Source organism: Moraxella sp. E33BD, from assembly GCF_041807865.1.
GTDB classification, from domain to species: Bacteria; Pseudomonadota; Gammaproteobacteria; order Pseudomonadales; family Moraxellaceae; genus Moraxella; species Moraxella haemolytica.
Window position 1 is genome coordinate 49,549 of the sequence record NZ_JBGTZD010000010.1, and the last position, 12,470, is coordinate 62,018.

The 12,470-nt window shown below is 41.1% G+C and carries 11 protein-coding genes; 7 read left to right on the forward strand and 4 right to left on the reverse strand.

Annotated elements, in window-relative coordinates; all coding sequences use genetic code 11:
• Window positions 1-608: 608 nt before the first annotated feature.
• Together ACERC6_RS07380 and ACERC6_RS07385 are read left to right on the forward strand one after the other, a co-directional pair.
• On the forward strand, window positions 609-1,664 hold the full coding sequence (locus ACERC6_RS07380) for a porin (RefSeq protein WP_373628391.1): 1,056 nt from the start codon (window positions 609-611) through the stop codon (window positions 1,662-1,664).
• A 181-nt stretch (window positions 1,665-1,845) separates the two neighbouring features.
• Window positions 1,846-3,894: a protein-disulfide reductase DsbD domain-containing protein gene (locus ACERC6_RS07385; protein WP_373628392.1), complete on the forward strand. Its 2,049-nt coding sequence runs from the start codon at window positions 1,846-1,848 to the stop codon at window positions 3,892-3,894.
• A gap of 284 nt (window positions 3,895-4,178) precedes the next feature.
• On the opposite strand, the gene ACERC6_RS07390 is transcribed toward ACERC6_RS07385, so the two are convergent.
• Window positions 4,179-5,681, reverse strand: coding sequence for an alanine/glycine:cation symporter family protein (locus ACERC6_RS07390; protein ID WP_373628394.1), 1,503 nt, complete (start codon window positions 5,679-5,681; stop codon window positions 4,179-4,181).
• A 576-nt stretch (window positions 5,682-6,257) separates the two neighbouring features.
• Here ACERC6_RS07390 and ACERC6_RS07395 point away from each other — a divergent pair.
• The 5 genes from ACERC6_RS07395 (at window position 6,258) to rpmA (ending at window position 9,589) form a co-directional block, all read left to right on the forward strand.
• Window positions 6,258-6,926, forward strand: coding sequence for a LemA family protein (locus ACERC6_RS07395; RefSeq protein ID WP_373628396.1), 669 nt, complete (start codon window positions 6,258-6,260; stop codon window positions 6,924-6,926).
• A 31-nt stretch (window positions 6,927-6,957) separates the two neighbouring features.
• Complete coding sequence (locus ACERC6_RS07400) at window positions 6,958-8,112, forward strand: YgcG family protein (protein ID WP_373628444.1); 1,155 nt, start codon at window positions 6,958-6,960, stop codon at window positions 8,110-8,112.
• 120 nt (window positions 8,113-8,232) lie between these two features.
• Window positions 8,233-8,751: a TPM domain-containing protein gene (locus ACERC6_RS07405; protein WP_373628398.1), complete on the forward strand. Its 519-nt coding sequence runs from the start codon at window positions 8,233-8,235 to the stop codon at window positions 8,749-8,751.
• Between the two features lie 215 nt (window positions 8,752-8,966).
• On the forward strand, window positions 8,967-9,278 hold the full coding sequence (rplU, locus tag ACERC6_RS07410; RefSeq protein ID WP_036366243.1) for a 50S ribosomal protein L21: 312 nt from the start codon (window positions 8,967-8,969) through the stop codon (window positions 9,276-9,278).
• Between the two features lie 53 nt (window positions 9,279-9,331).
• A complete protein-coding gene (gene rpmA, locus ACERC6_RS07415; protein WP_003659274.1) occupies window positions 9,332-9,589 on the forward strand; it encodes a 50S ribosomal protein L27 in 258 nt (85 codons plus the stop codon).
• A gap of 170 nt (window positions 9,590-9,759) precedes the next feature.
• Here the strand turns inward: rpmA and ACERC6_RS07420 are convergent, their stop codons facing one another.
• From ACERC6_RS07420 to ACERC6_RS07430, 3 genes are all read right to left on the reverse strand, one after another.
• Window positions 9,760-10,380 carry a DUF2057 family protein gene (locus ACERC6_RS07420; RefSeq protein WP_373628399.1) on the reverse strand — a complete coding sequence of 207 codons (621 nt, stop codon included), beginning with the start codon at window positions 10,378-10,380 and terminating at the stop codon, window positions 9,760-9,762.
• A gap of 52 nt (window positions 10,381-10,432) precedes the next feature.
• Window positions 10,433-11,197, reverse strand: coding sequence for a DnaA ATPase domain-containing protein (locus ACERC6_RS07425; RefSeq protein ID WP_373628401.1), 765 nt, complete (start codon window positions 11,195-11,197; stop codon window positions 10,433-10,435).
• Between the two features lie 158 nt (window positions 11,198-11,355).
• Complete coding sequence (locus tag ACERC6_RS07430) at window positions 11,356-12,453, reverse strand: AI-2E family transporter (protein WP_284673013.1); 1,098 nt, start codon at window positions 12,451-12,453, stop codon at window positions 11,356-11,358.
• Between the last annotated feature and the right edge of the window lie 17 nt (window positions 12,454-12,470).

A 12,470-nucleotide genomic window follows, 5' to 3' on the forward strand; every position in this document is an offset into this window, starting at 1 on the left:
GGTAATGATTGATTAAAAATGACCCAGAACTAAAAAACTGGTAGAATGGCAATCGCCCATCGCAATTACTCATAATAACCAAGACATTAAAAGCGTACTAAAAATCGCCAAATTTGCCAATTGGGATAATTGTAAACATTTGTTTTACTCATGTAAAAATGAGCTTAAACTGGATTAACAATGTTGCTGCACAGAGATTATTTTAACATATTTTTTGGCAAAAATAGGCTGATATTTTGCTTAACAATTAGACGGTGCGTTATCTATGATGACATATACCCACTTTAATAATAAGAATTTACCTTATTATTAACAAAAAAGTCAGTGATGAAAAATATTTATAACTTATTGATTTTAAATCATAAATTATTAAATATACAAAAAATTTAGCAATTTTTTTAATAAAAGGTATTGCAAAATATGTCAAAATTGGTATCCTATTAACCGAAGCATAAATTTAGCAATGTTCTTGTGCTAATTTAACGGCAGTGAATATACCAAAAAATGTTTCGTGAAGTAACCTCGTAGAATGAGATTGTTATTTTTTTATTCTACATTGGGCGTAGCTTTAGCGACCCAACTAAAAATGTATAAATGTGGAGAAACCCATGAAAAAACTACTTTTAGCATCAGCCGCCGTTGCTCTATCTATTACAGCTGCACAAGCTGCCCCAACTGTATATGGTAAAGCATTCCTTACTCTTGATGCTCAAGATGGCAACAAAGCAAGCAGAAATCACAACCCACGCACCCAGCTTAACTCTAATAGCTCACGCATCGGTCTAAAGGGTAGTGAAGCTCTAACTCAAAACACTAGCTTGGTTTATCAACTAGAGTATGGTGTAAAGGTTGACGATGACTCAACTCAATTCAAATCTCGTGATACTTATCTAGGTCTTGCTAATAAGCAATATGGTACACTAGTAGCTGGTCGCCTAACTGCAATTGATGACTATGTAAACTATGCTAACGAAGCCCAAGGTGGCGTTGTTGGTGGCGACAATGTACTGGCATCTTTTGATGGAGAGCGTGTAAACAATACATTTGCTTACTTCTCACCAGTGCGTAACGGCGTGCAGTTGATGGCTATGTATGCACTAGATGAAAATGTAAATCCAAATACTAAAACTAAGACAGTTCGCAAACCTGTACGGGATATGAGTGGTGCCGAGACAGGAAATTATGTAGAGACTACATCGACTGTTACTGTTGGCAATGATTCTCTAGGTCGTGACGTATTTGGTATTGGTGCAAAATACGAACCAACTAACGCACCTTATAAAGTAGGTGCTACCTACATCCAAGCTGGTGATGCTCTTAAAACAATCCGTATCAGCGGTTCTTTTGCTTTAAGTCCAGTACTAACTGCAGGTGCATTATATCAGAACACTGATCATGCTACCAACGACAATGAAAATGTCATTACTGTATCTGCGAACTACAAAGTAGCTCAAACTCCTTGGACTACCTATGGTCAAATTGACTTGGTTGATAATGTTGCAGGTACAAAAAATGCTGAAAAACAGCGTATCGCTGTTGGTGGTAAATATGCATTCAACAAAGCAACCACTGGTCATATCTATGGTGCATTGCTAAAAGATAAAACTGACAGTAAAAATGTTGATTTATACGGTATCGGCGGTGGTATTGAATACAAGTTCTAATTTAATTTAGAATCTTGCATCAATAAAAAGCTCACCCAAAAGGTGGGCTTTTTTGTATTCATTAGAATGAGCGATTGATGAGTGAGGCTGTGTTAAATGAACCATCTGACCACTTTAAGTGGAAATGAGTACATGATGATGATATAATAGGTGTTCTTTTAACTGATTTTTATGGTTTTTTATGTCTCATTCCGCATTGTTCAAGTCTGCCATCTGTGCTTTGATGGTTGTTACGCTTGGCACATCGGCACCAGCTACTGCTCAGGGTGAAGGTTTGTCGGCACTATTTGGGCAAAAATCTCAGAGATTTTTGCCGGTACATGAAGCATTCAAGGTTAAAGTACATACTGAGGGTACGGAGATTGTGGCGGTCTTTAGGGTAACGCCAGAGCATTATCTCTATCGTGATAAACTTTCTTTAAGATTGCCAAATGGGGTGCAGGCATCTAAATGGCAGTTTGACAAAACGGCAACCATGATGGATGATCCAACCTTTGGGCGTGTGGCGGTATTTGAAGAGGATGTGGTGGCAAGAGCAATGCTGACTGGTGCAAGTAGCGAGACCACAGCATCGTTGCGTTGGCAGGGCTGTGCAAAAGCAGGTCTGTGTTATCCGCCAGAGCTAAGCAAATTTAAGCTAAATTTACCGCAAGGTTCATCAGACAGCTTGGCAGATGGCTCAACAAAGTCAGCTTCCGCCCAAAAACAAGCTCAAGCTATCAGTCGGGCATCATCAAGCCAGCCATCAAAAAAAGAGTTGGCATCTGCAACAGAGCAAGCGAAAAAGCCTACCGATATAGATAATACCAAGACAACAACAAAACAGAGTGCTGATACTGCTTTGCCTAACATCGTACAGCCTGTACTGCCATCACAGATGGACAAGATGAGCGATGAATCTGAGGTAAATGTTTCTGATGGTCAGCTGGTGGATGAAATGACGCCAGTGGCTAAGACTGCTCAACGCTATCAGCTCAATCATGACCTTGAGCAGGTGTATGATCCATTTGGTATTCATGATAACCCTGTACTTGCCATCGGGTTGTTATTTTTGGCAGGGCTATTACTTTCTTTGACGCCCTGCGTCTATCCAATGATTCCTATTGTGGCGAATATTGTCGCTAGACAAAACACGCTAAATACCAAAAAAGGTCTATTGCTATCATCAGCCTATGGCTTGGGGGTGGCAACTTCCTATGGAATACTTGGAGCGATTATTGCGTGGTTTGGTAGGGCAATCAATGTGATGGGTTACCTTCAAAACCCCGCAGTACTCATTGGTTTTGCACTATTATTTGTCATACTTGCTTTGTATATGTTTGATGCCATTAGTGTGGGACTTCCTACCGCTATTCGTGAAAAACTACAAGGTGTCTCGCAGATGGCAGATGACCGTTTAGGTCGAGTTGGGGGTAGTTTTTTATCAGGTATGCTGTCTGCTTTGGTGGTATCGCCTTGCGTGTCTGCACCAATGGCAGGGGTTTTGGCAGCGGTATCGGTCAGTGGTAGTGTGCTATTTGGATTTTTGGCGTTGTTTGCATTAGGGGTTGGTTTGTCGGTACCACTTGCACTGATTGGCATGGCACAAGGTCGCTTGATGCCAAAAGCAGGTGGCTGGATGATTCGAGTAAAGGAATTATGCGGTCTGCTGCTTTTGGCGGTGGCGGTATCGATGGTGGAGCGTGTCTTTATATCGGTGTGGGTACTGCTACTGTGGGCGGTGTGGTTTGCGATGGTCGGCGTATGGCTATGGAGATTGACAGCGTGGGTTGGTCATGCTTTGGCGTTGCTAGCGATGTTGTGGGCAGGCTGTCTAATGGTGGGTGCCGGCATGGGGTCGGTTGATGCTTGGAGACCGCTTGCTAAATTATCTATGGAATCATCAGTGCGGGAAAACTACTCTGATGCCCACATTACAACCTTAGATGAGCTTGATGGGATTTTATCTACTCGAGATAAAGTGGTTGTTGATGTTACGGCAGATTGGTGCATAGAATGCCGTATCATGGATCGAGAGCTATTCATGAATCGACCCGATGGTATGGCACAGGTTCAGTTGGTAAAATTTGACATCACTGAAGTGAGCGATGATAGCCGTGCTTTACTTTCTCGTTATCAGCTGATGGGACCGCCTGCACTTTTAATGTATCAAGAAGGCAAGCTAACCCATGTAATGCTTGGACAGACTTCTCGTCAAGACTTTGAGTCAGCACTAAGACAGTTTGATTAATCAGTGTTCTTAGGTTAATAAAAAACCGCCACCATTGTTGGGTGGCGGTTTTTCTTGGAAACTGCCTAAATCATTCTATCAATCATGATGGTTGGGTAAAAATATGGGATTGATTGGGGCTTGGATTTATCATCTGCATTTATTGGCTTATTTTTGGTAGGTTAAGATATTTGGTTAAAATACACTTACTTATGGATAAACATAAGAATGGGAGCTTATCTAAAAGATAAAAAAATTAAGCCCTGCAAATGCAAGGGCTTAATTGGGGTTGTTAGGCTTAATTGTTATTTATTCTTAAGTCTTTCTTCCCAGAAAGTGGCATTTTTAATGCCTAGTTTTACAGGGTCAAAGGTGTAGTTGGTTACACCAGATTTTTTCTGGGTTTCGTAGTCTGCCAAAGCACGCAAAGTTGGTTTTGCCATAAAGAACATTGCCAAGATACCAACGATGTTTAGCCATGCGGTCATGCCCACGCCAATATCACCTAAGTTCCAGATGTAACCTGCACTGTTTAAACTGCCGTAAGCAACCATTAAAACCACCGTGATTTTTGGTAGCCACATGGCAAGTTTTTGTACAGCCTTGTCTTTATGACGAGTTAAGTAGGCGATGTTAACTTCAGCGATATAGTAGTATGCCATGACGGTAGTAAAAGCAAAGAAGAATACGGCAATAGCGATAAAGTAGTTCCCAAATGTACCAAAGGTAGATTCTAGTGCCATCTGTGTGAAAGCAGGAGTGCCGATTTCTGTTGACTTATCTATGTTAACCAAAATGAATTCTTTGGTTTTTTCATTTTGGATGTTGTATGTTCCCATGGTCAAAATCATGAATGCTGTTGATGAGCAAACGATTAGCGTATCTACATAAACAGAAAACGCTTGCACCAAGCCTTGTTGTGCAGGGTGTTGCACTTCAGCAGCACCTGCATGGTGAGGACCTGTACCTTGACCTGCTTCGTTTGAATACACACCACGCTTTACACCCCAACCGATTGCCGCACCTAAGCCTGCCATTGGATTTAGAATGTCGCTCATGATAAGACTAAAGACCGCAGGGACTTTATCTAGGTTCATAATCATGATAAGAATGGCTAAAATGATGTAGCCTAACGCCATGAATGGTACGATAAACTCCGCTACTCGAGCGATACGCTTAATGCCACCAAAGATAATCGCTGCCAATCCAAGTACCACAATTGACATGACAACCACACGCAGTGAGCCTGTTTCTATGCCAAAAAAGTTCATCGGACTGCCGTCGCCTGTAATACGAGTTACAGCACTGATGATACCGTTGGCTTGTACGCCAGGCAGGAATAGACCACAAGCGATCACCATTGAGATGGCAAAGATGATGGTATACCATTTTTGACCCAAGCCTTTTTCAAAATAATAGGCAGGACCACCACGATACTGACCAGTAACTGGGTCTTTTTCTTTATAAATCTGTGCCATGGTTGATTCAACATAGGCAGTTGATGCCCCTAGGAATGCCACCACCCACATCCAAAATACTGCCGATGGACCACCAAAGCCAATCGCTGCGGCCACACCTGCGATGTTACCCACACCCACACGGTTGGCAAGTGCCACCACGAAGGCTTGAAATGATGAGATGCCTTCAGCACTTTTGGTGCCATTAAACATGAGGGCAATCATCTCTTTAAACATACGCACTTGTACAAAGCGGGTCATGATGGAGTAAAATAGACCGGCACCCAAGCATAAATAAATTAATGCAGGACTCCAAATGATGCCATTTAACCAGTTAATAAAATTTTCCATAACTTTTCCTTGGTCATAGAGATAAAACGAAAGTTGATAATAGTTTCAAATGTTTCACTAAAAAAACGGGATTTATGTTTGACAAATAAATATAAAAATAGGTCTGACTGTATCAAATAGACACTTTTTATCGCTTTTTCATCAAGCATAAATCTTGTGTTTGAATTTGCCATATTTTTGCAATAAATGCTAGCAGAATTTGCACTTTTGGGGTATTTTTTTACAAAAAAATTTGATTTTTAGGTAAAAAGTGGTCGGTGGTGCTGTGATCCAATTTTTCTATAAATCCCCATATTGCTTGATTGGCATTGATGAATGAATGTGTCAAAGCCTTTTTAAAGTTTAATAATCATGTTATGCTTGTGTACGATTTGGTGTTTTGACTTGTTTTTTGAGATAAAGATTGCCATTATAGTGTTAGATTGGTGGATTTTGAGAATGATGGGGGTATTTTAGTGAGTGAGCTAAGATGTTATTTCCCTGATGATTAACTCTCAACGCACCATCTTGATTAAGCATGGCTAACCCATCTTTATCATCGTGATGTCTGGTTGTCTAATTTATAAGGAAAATAAGATGAAATCTTTAAAAAAAGTAACTACCGCTGCGTTATTAGCAAGCTGTGTTGTCTTATCAGGTTGTGGCTATAACTCGCTACAAGCCCAAGACGAACAAGTTGCCGCTTCATGGTCTGAGGTGGTAAACCAATATCAACGCCGTGCTGACCTAGTACCAAACCTTGTGTCAGTGGTAGAGCGTTATGCTGAGCATGAAAAAGGCGTTTTTAGTGAAGTGGCAGCAGCGCGTGCGGCGGCAGGCAGTGCACAGATTACTCCAGAGACGCTAAACGACCCTATCGCCATGCAAAAATATCAAGAAGCTCAAGCTCAGATGACAGGTGCTTTATCTCGTTTGATGGCGATTTCGGAGAATTATCCGCAGTTAAAAGCGGATGCGATTTTTCAAGACCTACAAGCTCAGCTAGAAGGTACTGAAAATCGTATTACGGTGGCTCGCCAGCGTTATATCCAAGATATTCAAGATTATAACACTACTGTGCGTCAATTTCCAACCAATCTAACAGCGATGATTTTTGGTATGCAGGCTAAGCCAAACTTCAGCGTTGAGAACGAAAAAGCCATCTCAACAGCACCGACAGTAAGCTTTAATAATGGTGCGTCAACCCCAACAAATGGTGTGGCGACAGCAGAATCTGATGCAGGCACTGCTACCATGGGTCAATAAGGTGGTTGTTATGCCAAAAAAAGGTGGGCTGATGGCTCTGATTCATGCAAGCACTTGGCTTATGCCTTTGGTGCTTAGTATGGCTATGTCATCACAGGTATTCGCTTCATCTGTAGCGACAACGCCAACTGTTAGTACAGAAGATGAGTTGGTGGCAGCCGCCATTGCTTCCAATCGCAATCAAGCAGTAGCAGGCGTGCTAAAAGATACGACAGGTGTAGCGTTGCCGCCTTTGAGTGATTCTGTCAAAGACCTTGTTCGTCAAAATCAAACAGGTCAAAATGACAACCAAATCACCCAAGCACAATCAGCTACTAATGAGATGCCCACCATCTCAAATGCACCCAATGTAACGCATGATAAACTTATCTTAAATGAGCCTGTGGTTGATGTTGCTCATATTTTATCGCCTGATGAAAAAGCACACCTAAGTAAGCAGTTACGCACATTATACAATGACAATTTGGCACAGGCGGCATTGGTTATTGTGCCTAGTACGCAAGGCATGCCTATTTTTGATTATGCGATGGCAGTGGCTGACCGTTGGCAACTTGGCAAAAAAGACACTGATGAGGGACTGCTTATCGTGGTTGCCATCAATGACCGCAATTTGTATATTTTAACAGGTTATGGTCTTGAGGGTGTATTGCCTGATGCTGTCATTAAACGCATGATTCGTGATGATGTTACGCCATATTTTAAAATGGGTCAGTATGCTCAAGGTTTGTCAGTCGTCATTGATGGTATTAGTGAGAGGCTGCGTGCCGATCCAGAGACAATCAAGCGAGCTGATAAAGCGTTAGGAAGTGCTTCTGATTCCTATGGAGATGAAAGTATCTCATTGATGGCGTTGCTCATATTTGGAATTTGGTTTGGGCTATTTTTAACTTCTATTTTGGGAAGGTTTTTGGGAGCAACTTTAACTGCAGGGGGCATCGGTTTTTTTGGCTTTATGCTGGGTGCAGGATTCATGTCAATTCCCATTGCCTTTGTTGTTTGGTTGTGTTTGTTGCTATTTAGATCTGGTTCTGGTCGTGGCGGCAGTTCTGGCGGTCGTGGTGGCTCAGGTGGCGGTTCTATTATTTTACCGGCTGGTGGCGGTTTTGGCGGTGGCGGATTTGGTTCAGGTGGTTTTGGCGGCTCAGGCGGTGGTTTTGGTGGCGGTGGTGCTGGTGGCTCTTGGTAGGTTGATGTTGTTTGACCTTTGGTGCTAGACTTAAGACTGATTGACAATTCTACTTGTTGGCGTCATCATTGCATTAAATGATTTGTATTTGGTAGAGATTAAAAAAGGATGGTAAGTTAGATGCAGTATATTCATTCAATCAAAAGTTTATCTCGGCTTTGGCGACAGCTAAGTTTTGTTCCAATTTTGCATAATCAATGGTTAACTGATGAGCTGAAAGTCAGGCTTGCCCAAGCCATTACTCATGCCGAATCTGGGCATCGTGGTGAGATTTATTTGGTGATTGAAAACCACCTACCTATTAGTCAGGCTTATCGGGTGGATTGTCGTGAGCGTGCATTGGGGTTATTTGGTACACACCGAGTATGGGATACCGCTGAGAACACAGGTGTGATGATTTATGTTAATATCTGTGAACATAATCTTGAGATCATCGCCGATAGGGGGATTGATGATTGTGTGGGTGAAACAGTATGGACAAACCTTACTCAGACCGCCTTGCAATCTTGTCAATCAGGCGACTTCGCCACTGCTTTAATGACTTTGATCGCTCAAATTGGTGAACTGTTACGCCGGTATTATCCTGGCGATGATGTCAGTGGTAATGAGCTTGATAATGAAGTGGTGTTTTTAAAATAAATCATCATTATAAAGATGGAGAAATAATAAAACCGGCATGGTTAATATGTTTTAAGATGGATTTACTCAAAAATTTTTATATTTATGTGTTAATTTTATTGTATTTTAAATGAATTTTTGATAGAATACCGTTTCATTTTTATGTCCTAGTCGTGTTCGTTATCAAGTGCCACCAAGGGGTGGTCACGACACACAGGTTTTTATGGAGAATGTAGATGTACGCAGTAATCAAAAGTGGTGGTAAACAACACCGTGTTAGCGTTGGCGAGACTCTGAAAGTTGAGCTATTAAAAGCTGAAAAAGGCGAAACGCTAAAGATTGAAGATGTACTAATGGTTGTGAATGGTGCTGACATTAAAATTGGTCAGCCAGTTGTTGCTGGTGCCAGCGTTGAAGCAGAAGTGGTTGAGCATGGTCGTGGCAAAAAGGTGCGTATCGTTAAGCACCGCCGTCGTAAGCACTACCACAAAGAGCAAGGTCATCGTCAGTGGTTTACCGAGCTAAAAATCAAAGCAATCAACGCTTAATTACCATCATTGATGACTTTAGATTCTAAAGCATCCACATAGGAGATATTCTCATGGCACACAAAAAAGCCGCAGGTTCTACTCGTAACGGTCGTGATTCTAACCCAAAAATGCTTGGTGTAAAAGTATTTGGTGGTCAAGATGTTGTTGCAGGCAACATCATCGTTCGCCAGCGTGGCACCGAATTTCACGCAGGTGAAGGTGTAGGTATGGGTCGTGATCACACTTTATTCGCTCTAACTGAAGGCGTTGTAAAGTTTGAGACCAAAGGTCAATTTAACCGCCGTTATGTATCAGTATTAGCAAAATAATCTAATACCAACCATAACCAAAAACCATCACAAATTTTGTGATGGTTTTTTATTTTATGAGTTTTTGTTTCTACGCCATCTTGTTATTAAGCCTGTATTTACTGGTAATCAATACCCATAAAAAAGCAAACCTAATGATAGGCTTGCTTAAAAACGATGAAATTACGAAGTTACTTACCGATCCATTGGCGGATTTTTTCACGCTCTTCTTCACTAGAGTTTAGCCAAAGTTGCATAAAGCTATCTAGATTTTCCTTGTTATTAGAGTGTTGTGTGGTAGGAGTCCCTAATGCAGAAATGGCTTTTTGATTGGATATTATTGCACTGTCGCCACGACCAAATATACCACCGATGCTTTGGGTGATGGAGCTTAATATGCCTGTGCGTTCTTCTGCGATGCTTTCTTGAGAGAGTACTTGACCATTTTGTACGATGGCAAGCGTTGGGGATTTGATGAATTCTTTGGCGGCGGTATAGTTGTTTGGCTGATTTGGCATGATTAACTGATAGCTTTGCTTATCTTGTAAGTTGCCAACGACACTGATATTGCCAGATTTTAGATAGTCATGGTCGCCACGAGTTAGGTCAAATAGACGATCATAGCGAGCAGTGATGACATGACGACCCGCTTGTAAGGTGAATTCACGCTTTAAGGGCTGTAGGACGCTGTGGTGAATTTCTTGCCCATTGATGGCAGTAACTTTAATGTTGTCATCAACCAATAGATGCACCTCAGCATAAGCAGAGCTTGCTAATAAGGCAGTGATGATGCCTGCGGTCAAAACTTTCATAAAACATCCTTAAAAAATTAACCTCTTTTATGAAATATCTTAAATAAAAGGGTTATGAAGTGGTTTGTTTGTGTTCTGAGATTTCAAGCAAGAAGGTCTCTTTGTTAATGATTGTCTTTGCCTCATCAATGGTCTTTTTTGGCACTTGAATGCGAGATAAATGTGTTAATAAGGGTGAAATTTCATCTAAAACTTGGATCATGTCGCCTGCATTGCGTGGACCATTGGTGAGCATATAGTCAAATATTTGTTCAGGAAGTTTCCAGTGCTTTCGTTTCAGTACTGAACTTAATAGTGCTTGCCTGTCTTCAATATTCTCGTTGGTTGGCAGTCGAAAGGTTGGTGCTAAAGATAGGCGAGTAACCAAATCTAATAGTCCAATCTCAAGCTCTCTGGCAGGAGCGGTTGCCAAAAAGACCATCTGTTTGTTTTGTTCACGGATGCGATTGATGAGATGAAAGAGTCCTTCTTGCCATTCACGACTGCGATGAATAAAGTGTAAATCATCAATGATGACCAAATCAAACATTTCAAGCCCAACCAACGCACTGGCATTCTCATCGGTATCAATGATATCACCTAAGGCAAGTGTGATGGCGGTTTTTTTGTAGGTCTGAGTGTAGTTGCGATAAATGGCGGCAGCAAGATGTGTTTTGCCAAAGCCATAATCACCGATGATAAAAATTTCTCTTAGGTTGCCAAGTCCTAATTTTCGTATGGCATTGAGCACAGGGGTGAATCCCTGACTACTAAAATCAGATAGGCTAGCGTCCTGTTTGACATCTAGGTTCAGTGAAGGTTGCGTCAAATCATTCATCAATTAAAAATACCCATCAATGTGCGTTGTTATTATTCATGCCCTAAGTCGCCGTTTGCTATTGAACGGCTTTTTGATGTGTCTATATATAGCACATTTTTAGAAAAAATGCCAAGCGGATTTACTACTTTTTATTTTAAACTATGGTAATTGTTGTTTTACCATAGTTTAGATTGCTTATATCCTAAATACCAGTTGCTTTGTAGGTATGCAGCATAAGCATGGCGGAATAATACATTGATAAGTGCGGACACAGGCAGGGCAATGAGCATACCGATAAAGCCAAAGAGAGATGCTCCTGCCAGTACTGAGAAAATCACCCACAGTGCCGATAATCCGATTTTATTCCCCAGTAACAGTGGTTGTAAGACATAACCTTCCAAAATTTGTCCAATGCCAAAAGCACCAACAATCAATAATAGGTATTTCCAGTCAAGACCAAACTGAAAAAATCCTGCAATCAGTGTAGCAATAATACCAACACCAAAGCCTAAATAGGGTACAAAACTGGCAATACCTGCACCAATACCAATGATAAGTCCTAGCTCTAGACCAATCAGCTCAAGCTGTATGGCATAAATTGCCCCAAGTAGAATCATGACGCTAAATTGTCCTTTGGCAAAATTCATGAGTGCTTCATCACAGTCTTTGACGATGGCGGTGATTTTGTGTTCATAATCACGGGGAATGGCGGTTTGCCAAGTTTGTAGTCGCTCGTGCCAATTGGCTAAAAAGTAAAAAGTCAAAATCGGAATCATGATGATGAGTCCTAGATTGTTGGCGACATTCATGCCTGAGCTTAATACTCGTTTAATGACTACTTGTGCATCAGAGAATTGATAATTTGTTTGAACAAAGTTACTTAGTTCACTAGAGATTACCTCAAGGTCTATTTTTAAGAGCTTATTGGAAGTAAATTGACCCAACCAAGGTCTAACAACCTCATTATACCATTTCAATGAAGCGGGTAGAGACTCCCATATCAACTGAAGCTGTGCCCATAACAAAGGAGCAAGCCAAATCATTAAAGCAGTGAGTAAGACAATAATGGATAAGTACACTGCCATGATGGATGGGATTCTGGGCAAAAACCGATTGAAGATATTGACTAAAGGGTTTAAAAAATACGCCAAGATAAATGCTGCCAAAAATGGTGCAATGACAATTCTCATCAAATATAAAGCATAAAGAAGTAGGCATAGAGCAGCTGTAATGAATAAGCGGCGAAAAAATGGATCGATGGTACGGTGCATCATAAGAATATTTTGGTTTA

What these genes read in the sequence shown, in the direction of transcription:
- ACERC6_RS07380 (WP_373628391.1), top strand. Translation starts at nt 609, where the DNA reads ATGAAAAAACTACTTTTAGCATCAGCCGCCGTTGCTCTATCTATTACA.
- ACERC6_RS07385 (WP_373628392.1), top strand. Translation starts at nt 1,846, where the DNA reads ATGTCTCATTCCGCATTGTTCAAGTCTGCCATCTGTGCTTTGATGGTT.
- ACERC6_RS07390 (WP_373628394.1), bottom strand. Translation starts at nt 5,681, where the DNA reads ATGGAAAATTTTATTAACTGGTTAAATGGCATCATTTGGAGTCCTGCA.
- ACERC6_RS07395 (WP_373628396.1), top strand. Translation starts at nt 6,258, where the DNA reads ATGAAATCTTTAAAAAAAGTAACTACCGCTGCGTTATTAGCAAGCTGT.
- ACERC6_RS07400 (WP_373628444.1), top strand. Translation starts at nt 6,958, where the DNA reads ATGGCTCTGATTCATGCAAGCACTTGGCTTATGCCTTTGGTGCTTAGT.
- ACERC6_RS07405 (WP_373628398.1), top strand. Translation starts at nt 8,233, where the DNA reads ATGCAGTATATTCATTCAATCAAAAGTTTATCTCGGCTTTGGCGACAG.
- rplU (WP_036366243.1), top strand. Translation starts at nt 8,967, where the DNA reads ATGTACGCAGTAATCAAAAGTGGTGGTAAACAACACCGTGTTAGCGTT.
- rpmA (WP_003659274.1), top strand. Translation starts at nt 9,332, where the DNA reads ATGGCACACAAAAAAGCCGCAGGTTCTACTCGTAACGGTCGTGATTCT.
- ACERC6_RS07420 (WP_373628399.1), bottom strand. Translation starts at nt 10,380, where the DNA reads ATGAAAGTTTTGACCGCAGGCATCATCACTGCCTTATTAGCAAGCTCT.
- ACERC6_RS07425 (WP_373628401.1), bottom strand. Translation starts at nt 11,197, where the DNA reads ATGAATGATTTGACGCAACCTTCACTGAACCTAGATGTCAAACAGGAC.
- ACERC6_RS07430 (WP_284673013.1), bottom strand. Translation starts at nt 12,453, where the DNA reads ATGATGCACCGTACCATCGATCCATTTTTTCGCCGCTTATTCATTACA.